The sequence below is a fragment of the Methylobacter sp. BlB1 genome (assembly GCF_015476545.1).
In the GTDB taxonomy this organism is placed as follows: domain Bacteria; phylum Pseudomonadota; class Gammaproteobacteria; order Methylococcales; family Methylomonadaceae; genus Methylobacter.
In genome coordinates this window covers 56,291-75,845 of sequence record NZ_JADMKV010000019.1, presented here as the reverse complement: position 1 = coordinate 75,845, position 19,555 = coordinate 56,291, and the positions used below count along the sequence as shown (strand labels likewise).

The 19,555-nt window shown below is 52.7% G+C and carries 17 protein-coding genes and 1 riboswitch; of the genes, 6 read left to right on the top strand and 11 right to left on the bottom strand.

The window, feature by feature from the left end; translation table 11 throughout:
• Nucleotides 1-325: 325 nt before the first annotated feature.
• Nucleotides 326-889 (top strand): hypothetical protein, encoded by a 564-nt coding sequence (locus tag IT781_RS09660; RefSeq protein ID WP_228779046.1) that lies wholly within the window; start codon nt 326-328, stop codon nt 887-889.
• 1 nt (nt 890) lies between these two features.
• Here the strand turns inward: IT781_RS09660 and IT781_RS09655 are convergent, their stop codons facing one another.
• On the bottom strand, nt 891-1,940 hold the full coding sequence (locus IT781_RS09655; protein ID WP_194969947.1) for an AAA family ATPase: 1,050 nt from the start codon (nt 1,938-1,940) through the stop codon (nt 891-893).
• Between the two features lie 280 nt (nt 1,941-2,220).
• Nucleotides 2,221-2,311: riboswitch (cyclic di-GMP riboswitch) on the top strand.
• A gap of 41 nt (nt 2,312-2,352) precedes the next feature.
• Between IT781_RS09655 and IT781_RS09650 the strand changes: the two genes are divergently transcribed.
• On the top strand, nt 2,353-3,198 hold the full coding sequence (locus IT781_RS09650) for a choice-of-anchor P family protein (RefSeq protein ID WP_194969946.1): 846 nt from the start codon (nt 2,353-2,355) through the stop codon (nt 3,196-3,198).
• A 143-nt stretch (nt 3,199-3,341) separates the two neighbouring features.
• Here the strand turns inward: IT781_RS09650 and IT781_RS09645 are convergent, their stop codons facing one another.
• Together IT781_RS09645 and IT781_RS09640 are read right to left on the bottom strand one after the other, a co-directional pair.
• A complete protein-coding gene (locus IT781_RS09645; protein WP_194969945.1) occupies nt 3,342-4,010 on the bottom strand; it encodes a response regulator transcription factor in 669 nt (222 codons plus the stop codon).
• The gene (locus tag IT781_RS09640; protein WP_194969944.1) at nt 4,007-5,368 is read right to left on the bottom strand and encodes a sensor histidine kinase; all 1,362 of its coding nucleotides are present in this window, start codon (nt 5,366-5,368) and stop codon (nt 4,007-4,009) included. The genes IT781_RS09645 and IT781_RS09640 overlap by 4 nt, the downstream gene beginning before the upstream one ends.
• A gap of 214 nt (nt 5,369-5,582) precedes the next feature.
• Here IT781_RS09640 and IT781_RS09635 point away from each other — a divergent pair, with 214 nt between their 5' ends.
• The 4 genes from IT781_RS09635 to IT781_RS09620 all read left to right on the top strand — a co-directional run bounded on the left by IT781_RS09635 (nt 5,583) and on the right by IT781_RS09620 (nt 11,820).
• On the top strand, nt 5,583-6,101 hold the full coding sequence (locus tag IT781_RS09635; RefSeq protein ID WP_228779045.1) for a DUF2380 domain-containing protein: 519 nt from the start codon (nt 5,583-5,585) through the stop codon (nt 6,099-6,101).
• A gap of 179 nt (nt 6,102-6,280) precedes the next feature.
• Entirely contained in the window at nt 6,281-7,846 is a 1,566-nt protein-coding gene (locus tag IT781_RS09630; RefSeq protein ID WP_194969943.1) for an Ig-like domain-containing protein, read from the top strand.
• Nucleotides 7,847-8,357: 511 nt separating this feature from the next.
• Nucleotides 8,358-9,860: a metallophosphoesterase gene (locus IT781_RS09625; protein ID WP_194969942.1), complete on the top strand. Its 1,503-nt coding sequence runs from the start codon at nt 8,358-8,360 to the stop codon at nt 9,858-9,860.
• Between the two features lies 1 nt (nt 9,861).
• Nucleotides 9,862-11,820, top strand: coding sequence for a CHAT domain-containing protein (locus IT781_RS09620; RefSeq protein WP_194969941.1), 1,959 nt, complete (start codon nt 9,862-9,864; stop codon nt 11,818-11,820).
• A gap of 182 nt (nt 11,821-12,002) precedes the next feature.
• Here the strand turns inward: IT781_RS09620 and IT781_RS22300 are convergent, their stop codons facing one another.
• The 8 genes from IT781_RS22300 to IT781_RS09585 form a co-directional block, all read right to left on the bottom strand.
• On the bottom strand, nt 12,003-12,257 hold the full coding sequence (locus IT781_RS22300) for a hypothetical protein (protein ID WP_228779044.1): 255 nt from the start codon (nt 12,255-12,257) through the stop codon (nt 12,003-12,005).
• Nucleotides 12,258-12,396: 139 nt separating this feature from the next.
• Nucleotides 12,397-12,615, bottom strand: coding sequence for a hypothetical protein (locus tag IT781_RS22295; protein ID WP_228779043.1), 219 nt, complete (start codon nt 12,613-12,615; stop codon nt 12,397-12,399).
• 130 nt (nt 12,616-12,745) lie between these two features.
• Nucleotides 12,746-13,927, bottom strand: coding sequence for a sigma-54-dependent Fis family transcriptional regulator (locus IT781_RS09610; protein ID WP_194969940.1), 1,182 nt, complete (start codon nt 13,925-13,927; stop codon nt 12,746-12,748).
• 244 nt (nt 13,928-14,171) lie between these two features.
• On the bottom strand, nt 14,172-15,386 hold the full coding sequence (locus IT781_RS09605) for a bifunctional 3,4-dihydroxy-2-butanone-4-phosphate synthase/GTP cyclohydrolase II (RefSeq protein ID WP_194969939.1): 1,215 nt from the start codon (nt 15,384-15,386) through the stop codon (nt 14,172-14,174).
• A gap of 10 nt (nt 15,387-15,396) precedes the next feature.
• The gene (locus IT781_RS09600; protein ID WP_194969938.1) at nt 15,397-16,590 is read right to left on the bottom strand and encodes an acyl-CoA dehydrogenase family protein; all 1,194 of its coding nucleotides are present in this window, start codon (nt 16,588-16,590) and stop codon (nt 15,397-15,399) included.
• Nucleotides 16,590-17,693: a dimethylsulfone monooxygenase SfnG gene (gene sfnG / locus IT781_RS09595; protein ID WP_194969937.1), complete on the bottom strand. Its 1,104-nt coding sequence runs from the start codon at nt 17,691-17,693 to the stop codon at nt 16,590-16,592. Before sfnG ends, IT781_RS09600 begins: the two co-directional genes overlap by 1 nt.
• 13 nt (nt 17,694-17,706) lie before the next feature.
• Nucleotides 17,707-18,249 carry an OsmC family protein gene (locus IT781_RS09590; RefSeq protein ID WP_194969936.1) on the bottom strand — a complete coding sequence of 181 codons (543 nt, stop codon included), beginning with the start codon at nt 18,247-18,249 and terminating at the stop codon, nt 17,707-17,709.
• A 114-nt stretch (nt 18,250-18,363) separates the two neighbouring features.
• Nucleotides 18,364-19,545, bottom strand: coding sequence for an acyl-CoA dehydrogenase family protein (locus tag IT781_RS09585; protein WP_194969935.1), 1,182 nt, complete (start codon nt 19,543-19,545; stop codon nt 18,364-18,366).
• Nucleotides 19,546-19,555 lie beyond the last annotated feature (10 nt).

Here is a 19,555-nt window from a genome sequence, read left to right as displayed (position 1 = left end):
TCGCTTTTAACAGGGGTTGCCAAAAGGGACTCCTGTCCCTTTGGCAACGCGCGGCCTCCCTGCCGCGCCCCTGCGGGCCTAATCTGTTAAAAGCTCCGGTGCTCGGCGCGGCAAACGGGATAAAATCGTCTGTGCGTAACATCAGCTCCTAATACAGAAACTGCTTTTGCCAATATTAGAGACAAGCGCGTCGCGTGTAAACGGCCTATTGCCGTTTCAGTCAAACAGTTGTTCCGTCCAAGGCAGGCGTGTGATCGGCCGTGTATTTATACTGAAGGGACAGTATGAATTCAAATGAATAGGGCAGAACATGAGGCAATTAGGTATGGATCAGGATTCAAGACATGCGGGCAATGTGCTTTTAATCAGAGGCGCCGTTTTATGGCTGCTGGCGGCGTTGGTGCTGGCGTGGTGCATGGTAGGCATGAATTTGGGCATGTCGCCGCTCAAGCTGGTTTTTCAGGGCAAGATCACGCGCTTGCTGCAGGCGCATCTGGATTTTCTGTTAATGAGCGCGCTGCTGTTCGGCTTTTATGCGGCCAAGGTGCCGCTGCCCTGGCATGTGCGCTGGGCCATGGTGGTCGGCGCATTCACCAATTCGAGCCTGTTTCTTCTGCAGGCCGTATTTCCGGTACTGGATGCGCCAGTTCCGGCCGAAGGACTGTTGCCGGCGGCGTTTCGCCTGTTTCTGATGATGAGCATCACCGTTACGAGTTACGGGTTTGGCAGGGGCGCTGTGATTATTTTATTGTCTACATTCAATAAGAATAGCTTCGGCTTGGAAAGCTCAGGCAGGGCTTCCGGGTTCAGGGAAATGTCAAACGAAGGCCAGGAAGCAATACTGGAGAAGCAGTTGCCGATCAGGTCGGGAAACAGCAATTTCTCTTAAATTATCCAGCTTCCGGGAACTCAACCTGAGCCAAGCGCTGCAGGAACAGTTCCTGGCACAAGCCGCGGTGATGCAGCTCTTCGCGTAGTTTCTCAATGCGCTGGGCAGCGGCGCCGTTTTCGCAAAGGCGATAACTGACGATGATCAACAGTTTCGCTTCAGAGCGCCGAAATGCCAACAAGGCGATTAAGTCCAGAGTCGCTTGATCAACCCATTGCGCGTTATCGATAATTAGGATAAAGGTCGAACCGGTACTCAAATTCTCAAAAAATTCCGCGGCCTCTCTCAACATGCGGAGCGTATTGTTTTGGGAGACTTTTGGAATGATGGCTGCAAGTTTGTCATCGCTCAACAGATTCGACATTTGGAAGAGCCAGGTTGGGGCAGTCTGTTCCAGACGCTCAATCAATGTTTTTCCGGAGGGTTCGCGGCAACGACGTTCCAGAGCCTCCAATAAGGGCAGGAAGGGTTCCGCGGTCCCGTGCAGTTGCACGCCCCGGGCACGGAGTACGGCCAGGTTGGGGGATATGATTCTGGAAAGGAACATATCGATCAGGGTAGTTTTGCCCGCGCCGCGCTCACCGCTCAGAAAAAACAGGCATCGCTCTTTTCTAGCCGCCTGATGAAAGGCTCTCTGAAGCAGATCCAATTCCGAAAGGCGTTCAATCCAGGCCGGTGAAGGCTCAATTTTAGGTTGGTAATGCAAAAGGGTAACATTATCATGAGGCCGATTAACGGCGACATCGGCCAGAAAACGGTAGCCCCGCCTGTTGACCGTTGATATAAAACGTGGTGTTTTGTGGTCGTCCTGCAAAATATTGCGCAAGGAATTAACGGCCAGCCGTAATGCCGAATCATCGACAATCCGGCCATCCCACACCGCATTGAACAACTCTTCCCGCGATATTAACTGACCTGCATGCTGCAGGAAATAAAGCAATAAGCGGTAAATCTTGGGCGGTAAATTGACGGGTGTTTCACCTTCCCACAATAGATAAGTTGCTATTTCCAGGCGAAACGTTCCAAATTCATAAATAGAATCTTGATCCATTGACACAAGCATAAAAAGCCTGAATAGAATAATCTCAGACTCTAACACAAAAATAACAAATTGCTAACAACTTGCAGATGCGGCCTGAGTATACTGGCGTTAATTAAAAAAATTAAGTTGTTTTTAAGTTGTTTTTAAGGTGCTGTACGATCAAGGTACTGAAACCAGGTGGAATTGCTGGAATTGGAGAAGTAAAAAATGGAGACGATGTTGAAAAAGCTTTTCTCAATCGAGTTCTTCCATTGGCTTTACTTTGTGGCTGGATGCCGGAGACGTTAAAAAATATAAAAGCCAAACTCGCCGCGAGGCGGGGACGGAAAGCTACGGGTCTTTATTAAAGGTTAATGATAGAAGACGGCTGGGTTGCAAATCATTTTTCAACATAATTTGTAATATTTTGGAATTTATAATAATGAAAAAACAAGCTTATTTTTTGGGAGCCGCCGCATTAACGCTGGCATCTGTTACTTTTACCCCAAGCGCGGGCGCCGCGATCGTTAGTGCTAACAGTGAAGGATATGGGCTCTTTGTAAATTTGGATGTTCTAAACTCAAACTTGCTGTCAGTAACAACACCTGCAGGTATATCGGGAACAGCTCCGGCGCCATATAGTCTGAATAATGCGCTTTTAGATCTTAATGCTGGCGCCACTATATTAGGAGTTCAAGCTCATGCCTCAGCCGATACAATTAATGGATCGGCGGATTCCAATGTTGATGGATCGGCCGGCAGTAAAACCACTGGCGCGTCCGGCGGCGTCGAAGATTTAAACATCAATGCTGATCTTTTATCGATTTTAGGCCTTTCAAGCCTGCTTGAGCTGGATAATGTTACTTTAAGCTCCAGCGCCGAGGTAACGGGGGATTATGGCAACCTGACTGCCTCAGGAGGCGCTAATATCACATCGCTAAACTTGAGTATATTAGGCCAGGATATCCAAGTTGACGCCAATGCCGGCGCAAATTCCATAATTGATTTAAATGCACTTGGACTCATTGGTGCCACTTTAATTCTCAACGAACAGATAGCGGATTGCTCCAATTCTTTTTGTTCAATGACGGTCAATGCGCTGCGCTTATCCTTAAATGGTCTAGCCGGCTTATTTGACACCGACATCATCATCGGACACGCCTATGCGGAAATGTCGGCTGAGAATATATCAGCCGTTCCCGTGCCAGCGGCAGTCTGGTTATTCGGTTCGGCAATGGTTGGGCTAGCCGGTTTCTCGCGCCGTAAAACAAGCGCGTCAGAGGCTTGATCCGGTCAATTAGAAATATCTCGAAAGGGGGCGCAATGCTCCCTTTTTTATTGCGCATCAACCTGATGAAACACGCTATAGCTTCTGATTACACAGTCTTTAAGCCCATTGGACCGTGATCATTTTAGGGCGGATTAAAGCGCCTACAGTGGTCCCGACAGTTCCAGCAGGCTGACCACGTTCATCCTGATGGCCAGACGGATCAGTTCGATATCGCTGGCGACGCCCAGTTTCTTCTTGATCAGGTAATGGCAGTTCAGCACGGTTTTTGGGCTGATATGCAGCAGGCGGGCGATGTCTTCGGTCGGGCGCGCTTCGGCCAGCAGGCGCAGAATCTCGAATTCGCGCACGGTCAGGTCTTCCAGCGCGATGCGGTCAGCGCCCAGCTTTTCCAGGGCAAGCGCCTGGGCGATATCGGCGCTCAGCGTGTGACGGCCGGCATGGACGTCATAGACGGACCGGATCAGGACATCGGGGGCACTGCTCTTGGTGACGTAGCCTAATGCCCCAGCCCGCGCGGCCTGAACCGCAAATCCCGGATGCTGGTGCATGCTGAAAACCAGGATTCTGGCATCGGAGCGGCGCTGCCGGATGCGTGCGATAACCTCAAACCCGCCCTGGCCGGGCAGCGAAAGATCCATGATGACCAGATCGGGATTGCATTCCTTAAAGCGGGCATAGGCCTCCAGGCCGTCAGCCGCCTCCGCGACGACCTCCAGTCCGGGTTGCTTTTCCAGCAGAGAGCGGTAGCCTTCGCGGACGATGGCGTGATCGTCGACCAGCAAGATCCTGATGTGCGCCGAGGCCGTCATGCCGGGGCTCCTGCCGCAGGCTGCAACGGCAGCCATGCCCGGACCATCAGTCCGCCGGTCTGGATCGGGGCCAGTGTCAGCTGGCCGCCTAGCGCCGTCACACGTTCGCGCATGCCGAGCAGGCCGATGCCGGAACTGTCTTCAAACGGCAGTTTGTCGGCGATGCCGTCGTCTTCTACCTGCAGTTCTACAAGTCCATCAGACAGTTTGATCATGACTTTCGCGTTGGCGGCGCCCGAATGCTTGGCGATATTGGTCAGGCATTCCTGAACGATGCGGAAGATGTTGACAGGCACGGGCTCGGGCAGTTGGCCAAGATCGCCGTCGATGGTCAGCTGATAGTGAATTTTGCCGCCGTTTCGGGCATTCCAGCCGGCTATCAGGCTGTTCAACGCGGCCGACAATCCCAGTTCATCAATATCCATGGGCCGCAATCGCAGCAGCATGCCGCGCAATAAATCCATCATGTGGCCGGTAATGCGGGCGATGTTTTTGCCTTCGGGAACCAGCGCAGGGTAGTCCTGTTCCGCCGTCTGCATCATGGCGGCTGTAACGGCGTTGATGGCGGCCAGACATTGGCCGAACTCGTCGTGCAGCTCGCGCGCCAGATAGCGGCGCTCTTCCTCCTGAACGGTCATCAACTTCAGGGCCAGCATCCGGCGCTCGGCGAGCAGCTGCTGCTGGCTGGCCGCCAGTTGATTGATGGCTTGGCCGGTGCGCTGCCATTCGGCCAGCTCGAAAGCGGGCAGGCGGGCAGACAAATTTCCATTGCTCATGCTTTCCAGGCCGGCAACAATCACTTGCGCCGGCCGCAAGGCGCGGTTCACCGTGACATAAACCAGCAGGCAAAGGGCCAGCACGGTTGTTGCGGACAGTCCCATCAGGCCGCGAAGCTGTTGCCAGGTGCTGGCGATCTCGATTTCGGCGCTGGGCGCGACGACGACGGCGCCATAAACATGGTTACGGAAGGCAACCTGGCGCATAGTCTCAAAACCAGGCTTGAACGCCCACCGGTAAATGCTTTCGAACCAGTCCGGCCCGCTCTGGGCAGAGGTATTGCCGCCGCTGCAAACACTGCGGACCTGGTCCCCGTCTGCCGGTATGAACCACACGCAAGCGCCGGAGATGGCGCCCATCTGTTGCCATAGCCCCAGATCAGGGAAGCGCGCCGTGTGATCGAAGCCCGCATTGATGCGCAGCAGCTGCAATTCCAGTTGTCTGCCTATTGAGTCAGCCTTTGAACGGGCCTCATGCCGGAATTCCTGATCAGCCTGATACAGCACCCAGGCTGTCGTTGCGATCAGGCAGGCAAAGCCGATCAGGATGATGCGCGATAGCAAATGAAGTTTCAGATTCATAGTAATGTCGGATGAGCTTTTTTGCTGACGATCAGGCGGTTTGAGGCATGGTGCGTCTTTGCTCGCATTTTATGCGCCTGTGGCCGGTATGGAAAGCTGTCTTGATAAGGTCGGGCAAATTGCCCGTTTTTAGCGGGCAACGATCGGGTTACTGGCATGTGCATGTCCATTAATCTGGCAACTGCCGCCAAGGCAGGTTTTCAAGAGGAGAAAGATGATGAAATTAATAAGTGCGCGTTTAATCCCTGCTTGGGTAGTGCTGAGCATGGGGCTGGTTTTCAACGGGGCCGCTCATGCAAGCGTCCGCATAGCGGTTTTGAATTTCGAACTGAACGATATCACTTCAATGCCCAATACGCCGGACGAGCTTGTGCGTACGGCTACATTCAGACCGTTGCTTGAACAGGCGATCAGCCGGGCCGGTGACTATGAAATCATTCACATCAATATCAGTGAACAGGCGGCTGCCAATGCCGGGTTCGGCTATCTTTTCAAATTCCATGACGATGCGGCCGCGCTGGCCAGGCAGTGGAATGCCGACTGGGTCGTGGTCGGGCAGCATAGCAAGCCCAGCTTCCTGTTTTCTTATTTGATGGCGTATCTGGTCAATGTGAAAAAACCCGATCTCTCAGCAAGATACGCTATCGAACTGAAAGGCACGCATGAGAAGGTGACGAGGCGCGGAATCGATGCGCTAGCGAAAAAGATTCATGCTTCGATCAATCGGATGTGAATGCCAATGGGCTGCACACAAGATTAAGCTGACTCTGGCCGCACTCCTGATCTACGGTAACAAATAGCGGGAATCTGTCCGCTGAGCATTTTTGTGGCCCAGCTTGACTATAGGCCAAACTGAACTATTCTCAGATTAACCCGATTAACTTGTCCGTAAGATCACAGGAGTGTATCTCAATGTTAAAAAAGATTTCCCCTTTATTATTGCTCTGCTCATTTGAGCTGTGTGCCGATCCTGGGCCCTTAAAGGCGCCCATCAGCTCTACAGGCTCCCCAAGCGCCATCGATTCTTCGGCATCCGTAGCATCGCAGATTGTGGCAGTTGATGACAGTATCACGGTAATGCCAAACAATGTCACATCTGTAAAAGGCAGTGTGATAACTAATGATGCGACTATAGATGGGTCCGGTGTTTACTCCAGCGATGCGATGAATGTTACGCTTAACAGTTCGCCCGCCAGTGACTATGGCACTCTGATCATCGATTCTACAGGGGACTTTACCTATACATTGTATAAAAACTCTCCCAGTGTTATTAAGCTAACGGCTGGTCAAGTTGCTACAGACTCTTTCGTCTATACCATTACCAACCAGTATGGGCAAAGCGCCACCGCAAGACTGAATGTGACCATTATAGGCAATCCGGTTGATGCCGACGGCAATACCGTTTTTGAACAGCCGAAAGATCGTCCTTACGATAATGTGGACGTTGAATTTAACGACCGTTCTACCGATGCCACCCCTTTGAATTCCAGTAGAAATATTAAAGGGCATTTGCTCTCTCCGCATGATAGGGATTGGTTTTACTTGCACAGTGCCGGTAATGAAGTTATCAAGCTTGACGTTTGCCCGCAAGGCAGCAGTTGCTTCGGCCAAAAAAGCCGGTGGGTACTGTATGCGTTTGATAGCGCCAAGTTCACGCCTGAGTTTGAAGAATCCGCCCAGTTTTGGTTGCAACGTTTGGTAACAGAGACTCAAAGTGCTAAAGACCTGCTTGGAAATACAATTCTTAGTCCGGATGAGGAATGGTTTCCTTCAGATGACCTGTATCTGGCTTACAGGGCGAATTTATTCGATGGAGCCCTCATTGGCATCATTGATCCTTGTTTTGATAAGTCGAATTCGCTTGAAATCGGTGTTCCCCCGGGTGAAAGAGATTACTACATTGCCATCTCCGCGCCTCTGCACGGCAATGCCGATCAAGGGGATGAAGAATGTGGCCAAGGATCAGTTCTTTTGAGTCAGCCTGGACGCCCTGTAATTGGCAAAGACACAGATGGCGATGGAAATACGATAACTAGACCTTATGCCACTACACAGCAGTATCTCTCAACTTTTTTTAGCGACGACCAGTACACGATCAAGGTAACTGGCACAGGTCTTGATCCGTTACTGTCTGCGTCTGCAATTGAAAAGTCATCGACATTCAATGGCTTTACCAGTGAATTGAATATCCCTAAAGTCAAGGTTGACGGTAAGCTCTATGAAGCACGCTTGATGCGTCAGGAGCCATTTTCGGACAATACCTATAACTTTGCTCTATCAGCGCTTAATGAACTTGGCGCTGGAGAGGTTGCCGATCCATTCCAGGCTACGTATAACCCGGCTAACCAACAAGTGTTAATCCCTCGCGTGACCGATGCCGGCAGCGGCAATGCTTTTTCTGTCGTTATGCAATATCATCCGCCGGTTAACGGTATTGCCGAATGGCTGGAAGCCATTGCTATTACGCCTATCAAGTAGCCTGTAGACGGACGATATAGCCCCTTGCCTCAGCAGTTTTCTAAGATGTCTCGGAGAGACTATTTTATTTGACTGCTTGAGGCAATTGCCACAGGCAAAAGATAAGCCTGTTTTTACTGGCATCCGCGGTTAGCATAACGGCTGGGACGCCGGCCTTCTGCTATTTCTTGCCACACTGTCTATATCATCTATAATCACACCTCTAACTAATGCTGATCCATATATTTCCAGCAACTACAAAAATTGCATTACTTTGGGCTTTTTCTAGCGCGCGTATAGCTTAGCGGCCGATGTTTCCGGTTAGGGCCGGCAAGAGTAATGCCGCACTGGGGATCTGTGGCGCGGGATCGTCAGGGCTCGAAGTAGCAGAAGAGGAGCTTCATGTTATGAGTTTACACTTTTCATGCTCAGGCATGCGCAAAGACCATGAATGCCAGGCCTGACCCGCGCTTCCGTTCCGGCTGGTTGTCAGTATTTGTCGGCGATTTTATTTGTTACTGGAGATAGACCTATGAGCGATTTTCCCGCTTACGATGAGATTCATGTGATCTCTGACATCCACATGGGCGGCAACAGACCCAATTTTCAGATCCTGAAGGAGACCAGGAGGCTGGCGGGTTACATTGGGTGGGTGGCCCAACAGTGCCCGGCAGGCCATGTAGCGCTGGTGCTGAACGGGGATGTCTTCGACACGCTGGCCGAAGAACTGCCGGGCTATGTGGCGGTCGAGCAGGCCGTCTCTGTGGTTGAGCGGATCATGAAAGACGCGTCCTTCTCCTGCATTTGGGATGCGCTCGCGGCTTTCGTGGCGGGCGAACGGCGCACGCTGGTTTTTATCATCGGCAATCACGATATCGAAATAGCTTTCCCGACGGTGCAGCGACTGATCATGAAACGATTGGCAGGCGATGACCTGGTCAAGCGCGCCCGGATCGAGTTCTCGACCACCGGCGCCGGCTATACCTGTACGGTCGGCAATGCGCGTATCTACTGCACGCACGGCAACGAGGTGGATGCCTGGAACTACAACCGCTACGAGGATCTGGCCAAGGTCGGGCGGCGCTTGAATGCCGGCCGCTCGCTCGATGCCAAGGAATGGTATCCGAACGCCGGCACGCGCATGGTCAAGGAGGTCATGAACGAGGTCAAGGAAAAATACAAATGGATCGATTTGCTGAAGCCGGAAACCCAGGCCGCGGTCGGCGCGCTGATCGTGCTCGATCCGTCCCAGGCGAAAAAGATCACCGACCTGGTATCCATCGTTGGCGAGAGAGTCAGCGGCGGCAGGGAAGTCAACCAACGCCTGTCCGCGGAAGGGTTTCAGCCGCGCGAACAGGTGACGGATGCCTCGGCGGTGACGGTCAAGCAATTGCTGGGCCCCAATCTCAGAGAGGGCATCAACACGCATTCGCGGCAGGATTCGCAGGATGTGGACGCGATGCTGGCGCTGGCCGAGGCCAATCTCGGCAAGCCGAATGCCCAGATCGTCGAGCCGGCGGCGCCGTTGGGCACCTGGCAGCTGATTTTCGACCGGCTGACAGGCTGGCTCAGGGATGTGCCCAAGGACGAGGCGTTGCGCCGGGCGCTGAAAGACTGGCTGGCCGACGACAAGACCTTCGACCGTACCGACCGGGATGACACCTTCAAGGATGTCACGGCGGCGGTAGGGGCTTCCATCGATTTCATCGTCACCGGCCACACCCATCTGGAGCGCGCTATCGACATGGGCGGCGGGCGCTTCTACTTCAATTGCGGCACCTGGATCCGGCTGCTGCGTTTCACCGACGCCATGCTGAAGGATCAGAAGTCGTTCAAGCCGGTTTACGACGTCCTGATGGACGGCCGCATGGAACTGATCGACGAGGCGAAATTCGGCGGGCAAAGCTTCGTGATGAACCAGACCAGCGCCGTGTCCATCAAGGCGGAGAACGGCGGCGTCGTCGGCTGCCTGAGCCATGTCGTCGGCGACGGCACTGGCGCGCCCCAGGTCATCCAGCAATTCGCGAGGAAGTGACATGATCGAAAAGTACACTTCGGAAATCCGCAACGTCAAGCTCGAACTGTTAAGATCCGGGCCCGCCCACAATCAACTGTTGTCGCCGCTGACCAACTACATTGCCCTGTGCGGCTCCGACGGGCCGGTGACGCTGCAAATGCCGTTCGAGCATCGCCAGTTGCTGATGCGCCTGCGGCGGCTCAGATACCCCCAGGATAAGGACCCCGCCACTGACGACCAGCGGCAATCGGAAATCCGCGACATAGGCGAGGCCATCGGCCGCGTGCTCGGCCAGGTGCCGGCCCTGCTTTCCGAGCTCGGCAATGCCGGCGCCGAGAGCGGCAAACTCGTGCATTTGAGATTGGCCATGTCCGCGTTCGAACTGGGCCTGATGCCCTTCGAGGCGGCCGTGGCGCCGGACGGTTTCCCCGGATCGGGCTCGCCGCTGTTCCTGCAAATGCGCACGCCGATCACGATCACGCGGGAAATTCGCCGGGGCCGCCCACTGCCGGTCGACTGGACGCGCCCGCCGCGCATTCTGTTCGCGTTCGCGGCGCCGGACGGGCTTTACGTGCCCGCGCAGGCCCATTTGCAGGCCCTGCGCGAGGCCATCGAGCCCTGGGTCAAGATCAAGGATGAGAACCGCATCGAGGAAGTCAAAAAGCTGCTGACCGTGCTGCCCAATGCCACGCTGGAGCAAATCCGCTCGCTTTGCGCGTCGACCGAGTTCACTCATGTCCACATCCTGGCCCATGGCGCGCCGTTCAAGTATTCCGGCGATGAGCGCTACGGCCTGGCCTTGTGCAGCGAGACCGGCGACAGCGCCGACATCGTCGACGGCGAGCGTCTCGCCATCGCCCTGACCTCGAGCGATTCGGCCGGCAACACGCGGTTTCGGCCGACGCTCGTGACGCTGGCGACCTGCGATTCCGGCAATATCGAATCGGTGCTGACGCCCGGCGGCAGCATCGCCCACGAACTGAACGCGGCCGGCATTCCGTGGGTCATCGCGTCCCAGTTTCCGCTATGGATGAAGGCATCGGCCATCGCGGCCAAAGTGCTCTACCGCGGCTTGCTGAACGGCGGCGACCCGCGCTGGGTGCTTTACGAGCTGCGCCAGCGGCTGCGCACGGATTCGCCGGAGACGCACGACTGGGCCAGCATCGTCGCCTACGCCACAGTGCCGTGGAATTTTGAACGTCAGGTCAACCTGTTCCGTGACCAGCAGACGCAGCGCAAAATCGAAGTGAAGTTTGACCGGATCGACGAACTGGTGGGAGCGAATCTGGACCGGGATCAAAGTGCCGCACAGATTCTCAGTGATGCCCAAAATGTGGAATTGGCCGCACTGTGCGCATCGGTGCGCGAGGATCTGAAAAACTGGCGCGAGGAATCGCATGCCATCGTCTCGGCCAAGGATAGGGCGCAGCGCCTGGGCATCAGCGCCGCCAGCGAGAAACGCATCGGCATCGCCTATGCCTTGGCGGAAAATCTACCATTGGCCCAGAAAGCCTACGAAGCCTGCCGCGATTTTTATCGTGATGCCTGGGAAATCGACCCTTGCAATTACTGGGTGATCACGCAATACCTGTCGATTATCGCCATCCTGAACCGGGAAGACGACGGCCCCGTGCTCAAGGAACTGGCGCATAAATACAGCATATTGTGGAACGCGGCCAAACAGATTGTGCAATGGCAGATTCGCAAATCGTCAGGCGATGACCGGGCTTATGCGTTGAGCACGCTGGCGGAACTCAGCTTGTTGGGAGTGGTGTACGGCGGACAAGACAGCGATCCTAAATCGCTGGAAACCGAGATTAAGCAGCACTGCCGAGAGATGCTGAACGAGCTTTGCGCCGACGCGTTTCCAATCATTTCAACGCGGCGCCAGTTCAGGCGATATCTGAAGGATTGGAGTACGCCGCTATGGACCGGTCTGGCGCAGACGGCATTGGATGCGCTGGGGGATGAGTATTAGGCGCCGGGGCCGTGATGCGGGATAACGGGAAAAGGATGTCCCGATTCCATGCGGCAGATCCGGCCCAGTTGGATTGAGGCGAGATTGCGCCGGATTGCCGATGGTGGCCGGGATAAAATTCTTTTTGGAGGGTTATTAAGAATGGCGCGTCCGAAGGCAGGCTCAGTTCTCACATTCCAACATCATTCCCGGCTATTCTTTTCAAATTGCCGCACAGCACGACTCACGGTCATATAGTGAACACCGAAATGGTCGCCAATCTTCGACATGCATCGACAGTAGAAGTCAATCGTGCTTTTCCGGTAACTATCGAACTGGCTGAGCAGCCAGTCCATATCCAGCCACTTGGGCACCGTCGCCTCTCCGATCATGGACTGGTAGCTGCTCCAAGGCCAATCTTCCGGTTTCCCGACCATACCGGCGCGTAGCGGATTCAACACAATATATCTATCAGCTCCAGCAAATAGCTTTCCTTCTGGACCAAGATCGCCTTTTAACAGCTTTGATAAAGGTGCCCCACCATGCCATGGCGGCGATTAAAGCGTTGCGTATAGACACTAGTCTGCCGCATCCCTTTCAAAAGATGCCCGTCGACCGTTTCCACCAGTAGATGTAATGATTGCTCATCTGGCAATACGCATGCACAACCCCATTGAAACGGTCGCAAGCATCGCCCATGACTTCCAACCATGCTTCTCTATCCTCATCATCCAGATAGATGCCCTCGCGCCTATCTCCTCTTGAACTCACATGGTAGAGGGCGCCCGCAAATTCCAATCTTAAAGGTCTAGCCATGAATCAAGTATAGCGGAGAACGCAAAATGTTGGAGTGTGAGAACTGACCCTGTCGCTCCTCCGGGAGATGGGGCTTATTAATCAATAGCTTCCGTCTCCTTTGACAACATCCATTAATACCAACAGTAAATCAAAATCCCCAACACTCTTGCGATAGTTCGGAAAAGACAAGCTCCTTGCAGTCCAGGTCGATTGGAAAAACATCAGGTACTACAATGGATGAAACGCTTACACCTTTCGGCAGTGAAGGTTGATATTTTTCAGTTTTCGACTCCCCTGATGCCAATATATGGCGTTGAATTAATCTGGCCCGGACAACGTGTCGGCTCAGTCCTAGCAATCTTGCTGTTGCCAATTGATTTCGGCCAGTATGCTTATAAGCTGCTTGCAGCAAAGCTTGTTCCACACGAGCATACAGATCAGGATGTTCTTGTTCGCATAAAGCCTGAAATATATTTTCTAATTTCTCGAAATCTCCAAGATCGGGGTCTACTGCCTTGGGAAAATTTGATAATTGAGAGAGACTTAGATCAGTCGGCGTAATGGTAAGATCACGAGCTACCAATAAAGCATGATGTATAGCATTTTCCAGTTCACGAATGTTACCTGGCCAAGTATGTGCCAACAATGTTTGTTTTGCGGTTGGGGAGACAGTGGTTTCCGGACAACCAAGCCGCTGCCCATAAATTTTTAAAAAATGTTCAACTAATGGCAGAATGTCTCCGGTACGCTGCCGTAAAGGCAACAAATTCAATGCTGCGACATTCAGACGGTAGTATAAATCTTCACGAAAGCGGCCGGCCAGGACTGCCTCTTCCAATTTGACATTAGTGGCCGCAATCAAGCGCACATCTATGGAGATTGCCTTATGAGAACCGACCCTTACCACCTCTCTTTCCTGCAGAACTCGCAATAATTTTACCTGCACCGACTGAGGCAGATCACCAATCTCATCCAGAAAAATCGTACCGCCGGAAGCGGCCTCAAACCAACCGGCTTTGTCTGTCGTCGCGCCAGTAAAAGCCCCTTTTACATGGCCGAACAGCTCACTTTCAATCAATGTTTCCGACAAGGCACAGCAATTGACCGCCATAAACGGCCCGTTGCGCCTTGCACTGAGTTCGTGAATGTGACGGGCAACCAGTTCTTTGCCGGTACCCGTTTCGCCAATGATAAGGGCATTTAACTCGCTAGGCGCAATGCGTTTGATCCTATCAAGCAGTTCTTTGGATTTTGGATCTTCGAAAACTAAGGCGGACGCTCGAATTGAGAGTGCCAATTCGGCAGGATTGGGAAAAGCAAGTAAATGCATAAGAAAAAAACATATCCCTTGAAATTATAATTATCTCTAAAATAGCATACGTATTTATACTTACTAAAATGATTAAAAGTAATACTATTATGTGTAAATGAGATAGCTTCGATTGAGGATAAGGAAAGCAGGCAGGCCTTTGTAAAAACAGGAAAACTACAGATTTCAGCTTCTGCATTCCCTCAAAAACCTGCCTTGTAAAATTAATACGGTCGGCAATCTTATTTGTTAGTGCTTAACTTTCTCAAGACAAATTGTCTAAATTGAATAAATGCCCCAACTTTTCGGATTTAGTGCGTAAATAGACGATATTCTCCCGATTGGGGACGGGCTCTAGCGGTATACGCTCAACGATTTTCAGCCGGAATCCCGCCAGTTCCGTGAACTTAGCCGGATTATTGCTCATTAACCGTAGAGTGGTCACGCCCAAGTCGGTCAAGATTTGCGCGCCTACATCATAGCTTCGAGAATCCACCGGCAAACCTAAGTCCAAATTGGCTTGTACGGTATCCCGGCCTTGGTCCTGCAGCTCATAGGCACGTAGCTTGTGCGCTAAACCGATGCCACGCCCTTCATGACCGCGCAAGTAAACCAAAACCCCGCTGCCGGCTTGTTCAATTTTAGCCAAGGCCATTTTCAGTTGATTACCGCAATCGCAACGCAGAGATTCAAAAATATCGCCGGTCAAACATTCGGAATGCACGCGCACCAGAACGTTTTGCTGCCCCGTCACCTGGCCTTTGACCAAGGCCAAATGCTCCGAGCCATCTAGCGTCGAACGGTAAACATGGGCAGTGAAAACTCCGATTGCTGTCGGGATCCGTGCTTCTGAGATGTGCTCAACCAAGCGCTCGTTACGGCGCCGGTAGGCAATAAGGTCAGTGATAGTGATAAACGGCAATTTATGTTGCTTGGCAAATGTCCGCAGTGCTTCGCCACGGGTCATGCTGCCATCATCATTGACGATTTCGCACAACACCCCAGCAGGATACAAACCGGCTAAGCGTGCCAAGTCCCCAGCTGCTTCGGTGTGGCCCGGCCTTACCAAAACCCCATGTTGCCTGGCCCGTAATGGAAATACATGGCCTGGCCGAGCAAAATTGTCGGTATCGCAGGCGGGATTAGCCAATGCGCGGATGGTGGCGCTGCGATCTGCTGCAGAAATGCCGGTGCTGGTGCCTTTGTTCAAGTCCACCGAAACAGTAAATGCAGTGCCATGCGCATCGGTGTTGTTCGCCACCATGGGGTCCAGCCGCAACGCATCAATGCGCTCACCCGGTAGTGAGACGCAAACGACGCCGCTAGTGTGCCGTATTAGAAAGGCCATGCGTTCCGGAGTGATTTTTTCGGCCGCTATGATTAAATCGCCTTCATTTTCCCTGCCGGCATCGTCGGCTACCACTACGAAGTCGCCGTTGCGAATGGCCTTCAGGGCTATTTCGATTGAGTCGTAACTCATTATATGATCCTCATGAGTAAAAACTCGGTGTCGGCGATTTGGCATTCAGAACCCATTCGCCAAGATCGAGCAGCTTATAATCCACCGGATCATGCAGCGAATGGGTACGCAGATTGCGCCAATAGCGGTCAAAGCCTGCTTTGGCACTGGTCGCCCGCGCACCGGTGACTTCAAATAAGCGCTGAGTCACGTCTAAACCGGCCCGGGTTGCCAGGACTTTAGCTGTTGCGCTGGCAATGGCAACACTGCCGCGCTCAGCCTCGGTTAACGCATTTTCCTGACGCCAAGCGGAATCCAGTAAACTTGCGGCATAATCGGTTGCCAGTGCGGCGGCATTGAGGTCAACCCAAAACTCACCGTATTTTTTAAGTACATAAGGGTCGCTGGTAGCGCTTTCCACGCCGGATAAAAACCAGGCTCGCGATTGGCTGCGGGTGTAATTTATGGCTTCTGCCAAAGCGCCTTCACCTATGCCTAGATAGATATTGGTCAAAACCAGCTGTGCAATCAACGGGCGTAATGAAGCAAATACACTGCCTAAAGGGCCAGGCTGACGTAAAATTTCATGATCATATATTTGTACCCCATGAAAATCCACCGTGCCGCTGTCAGTTTGGCGTTGCCCCATATTGTCCCAATCCGCATTGATCCGGATGCCTGCCCGATGGCTGGGAATTGCCGCTATCACTAATTTGCCGCCTGTCTCCGGCAATGCTGATACGATTAAATAGTCGGAATCTGTAGCACCGGAACAAAAGCTTTTTGTGCCATTCACCTGCCAATCTTTGCCGTCGGCCCTAATCTTGGCGCGGGTATCCAAAGGATTGAGGGTATTTCCCCAAAACCAGCTATTTTTAACCGTTTCACGATAATAATGCGGCCATTGATCTCCAAATAACCGCACAGTCGCAAGCAATAAATGCTGGAAACCGAACAAATGTCCCATTGAACTGTCAGCCCTGGAAATAATGCGCACCATACGCAAAGTGTCGTGCCAATCAAGACCGTGTCCGCCGTATTCAACTGGAATGATGAGGTTTAATAGGCCGCTTTTACGCAAGCTATCCCGTTCAGCTTTAGCCGTACCGCCAGTTCTATCACGTTCTACAGCGGTGGCGGCAAACTCTGCCGCCAATTTTTCGGCTTTATCGAACAACGCTTGAGACTTTACCTGAGCTTGTTTGAGAGGGTTAGCGGTGCTCATTATGCGGCCACTTGGTCAGCTTGTCGTGATTCCAATTCACGTACCAGAGGTAAAACCCGTTGCCCGAAATATTCGACTTCTTCTTGGAAATGCAAAAAGCCGGTTAGAATCAAGTCAACCCCCACCGCTTTTAAGGCCACAATACGTTCGGCGATCTGTTCGGGCGTGCCGATCAGATTAGTTTTAAAGCCGTCGTTATATTGCACCAAGTCTTCGAATGTAGACTTAGCCCAGTTGCCTTCACCTTCCGGCGATGCTTTGCCCGCTTGTTTAACTTCATGCCCAAACGCGTTGACTGCTTCCAAGTCGGCTTTTTCAATAATTTCATTGAGTACCGCCTGAGCCTCTTCCTCAGTATCCCTGGCGATAACGAAAGCATTGACGCCAATCTTGACCGAATGGCCTTCTTTGACCGCCTTAGCGCGAATATCGTCAATCTGCGCTTTAATGCCTTCCAGTGTATTGCCATTGGTAAAATACCAATCCGAGATCCGGGAAGCCATATCGCGTGATGCCCTGGAGCTGCCGCCCTGAAAAATTTCCGGATGCGGTTGTTGTAAGGGCTTGGGCTTTAAGGTGAAATTGTGGAAACGGTAGAAATCGCCTGAAAAGCTGAAGTCATCCTGTGTCCAAATGCCTTTGATAGCGCGGATGAATTCTTCGGAACGGCGATAACGTTCGTCATGCTCCAGCCACGGTTCACCGATGGCGGTGAATTCAGTTTTAAACCAACCACTGACTATATTGACGGCTATGCGGCCGCCCGTCAGGTGATCGATAGTAGCAATCTGTTTGGCTAATACTGCCGGATGCCAAGGTCCTGGCAAAATAGCAGCAATAACCCGCAGTTTGCTGGTGGCTGCCAACAAGGCATGGGTGAAAGCTACCGATTCGTGCTGATACTCGGCACCGTAACCGGCGGTGAAACGGATCTGGCTGAGGGCATATTCAAAGCCGTTTTGCTCCGCTATTTGCGCGAGCTTGCGGTTATAGTCAATATCCCAGCTGGTGCGTTGCTCGATTTTACTGATCAGCAGACCGCCGCTGACATTGGGCACCCAGTAGGCGAATTTGATGGGGAAGGAATTAGGTAATTGACTCATGTGGTTTTTTTCCTTATGCAGCATAATTGGCTGGGTTGTTCAGAGGCGCTCCATTGAGTGTGACCGTACCGATCACCTCTACAGGCCTGGTCAGCGTATCAAGCACTGGGCAGTGCGTTTCTACAAGCGCAATGAGCTTTCTGATCGTTTCCGGGTCCGCAGGGCTTTTCAACGTGGTTTCAAAGCTGATTTTCTGGTAGCCGGCGGGCACCTCTTTCAAGCCAAAGAGCCCATGCAGATCAAGATGTCCCTTGGCGGTCACCGCTACGGCATCCAAAGGAATACCCAACACGGCGGCGTAAGCGGCATAGACGATTTCCTGACAGGTGCCGAGCGCGACCAGTATGAGCTCGACGGGGTTCGCTCCCGCGTCTTCCCCGCCCAGATCAGGGGGCTCGTCAATGATCAGCGGCGGAAAATTCCGCACTTCGGCGGAGCAGCGCAGGCCATTGAGCAGGCGAGTGTGCGCCTTAAATACCAAATGGGCTCCTGCCGGATTTTTTTGCAAGGCAGCAATGGTATTCTCCAATGCGGCTTTCAAAGTTTTCTGTGACATGTGGATCTCCAGCGTATCGATGCTAGGGCAATCGACAAAAAAGGATGGCTTTGCGATCGGCTCGTTAAATCGAACCGATGCAAATGTTTATAAACCTGAACTTTCCTGCAGTTTCTACTCGCCGCCTGCCTCGAACAGTTCCAGCGGCAATCCAACCAGTGCTTTTCCAATCCATTCGCGAGCGATGTTGTTTGATGGCCCCATGCCGATGCCTGCACGGGCATCACGGAAGATGCGTTCGATAGGGCCTTTCTTGTAACCATAACCGCCGCTGACATCCAGGGCATTGCGTGCCGAAATGTTGGCCACTTCCGCTGCATGGATTTTGAATTCAGTCAACGGCAGCAGGATTTGCCCTTGCAGCTGGCCGGATGCCTGCAATTGGTCCAATTGCCGTGCCAGATCGTGCTGCCAGGGACGCAAGCTTTCCACCAATACCTTGGACTCACCCAATTGCTGGCGCAGCACTTGATAGTCAGACAGTTTGCGGTTGAAATCGCGATGAATGGTGCCGGTTAGATGATCGGCCGCTTTTTCCAAGGCCGACCTGGCTACGCCGTGCCAAACAGCGCCCAGGCCGATCAGATACACCGGCGATACGCCGTGGTAAACAATGTCTTTACCTTGACCTTCTTCGCCTAAGCGATCAATGCTTTTCACATGCACATTTTTATAACTGATTGGTCCACTGTGATTGCCGCGAACTCCAAGCGCTTCCCATGTGCCATGCGTAATGCCATCCAGTTTGGAATCGACGATGAAAAAACTGATATCGGTAGCGCTTTGGGCGCCAGGCGAGCGGGTTTGAAAAATATAATAATCCGCTTGTCCGGCGCTGGTAGTAAATGATTTTTCAGCATTGAGCAGATAGTTGTTGTCATCATCCCGTGCGGCTTCACTAAAGTTAAACCACCAGTGTCCGCCGGAGGCTTTTTCGCTGGTGGAATAGGTGCCAATCAGACCGTCCCGGGCAGGTCTCAACCAGCGTTCTTTCTGGTCGTGGTTGCCAAATAAATTGATGGTCTGTGCGGCACCAGTGTGCATCACATACACCAGGCCGGTGGAGGCGCAGGCGCGGCCGACTTCTTCAGCCACTATGGAAAAAGCAACATGATCCAAACCCAAGCCGCCGTATTCCTTGGGAATCAGCACGCCATTCCAGCCGGCCCGACCCAAGGCTTCAAGATTCTCCCTGGGGAAAACGCCCTGGTCAGTTTGTTCGGCATTAGGCCGTATGACTTCGTCAACCAACGCGCGAATTTCAGATCGGATTTTTTCGTAATCGGGTATAGACATGATGCTCTCC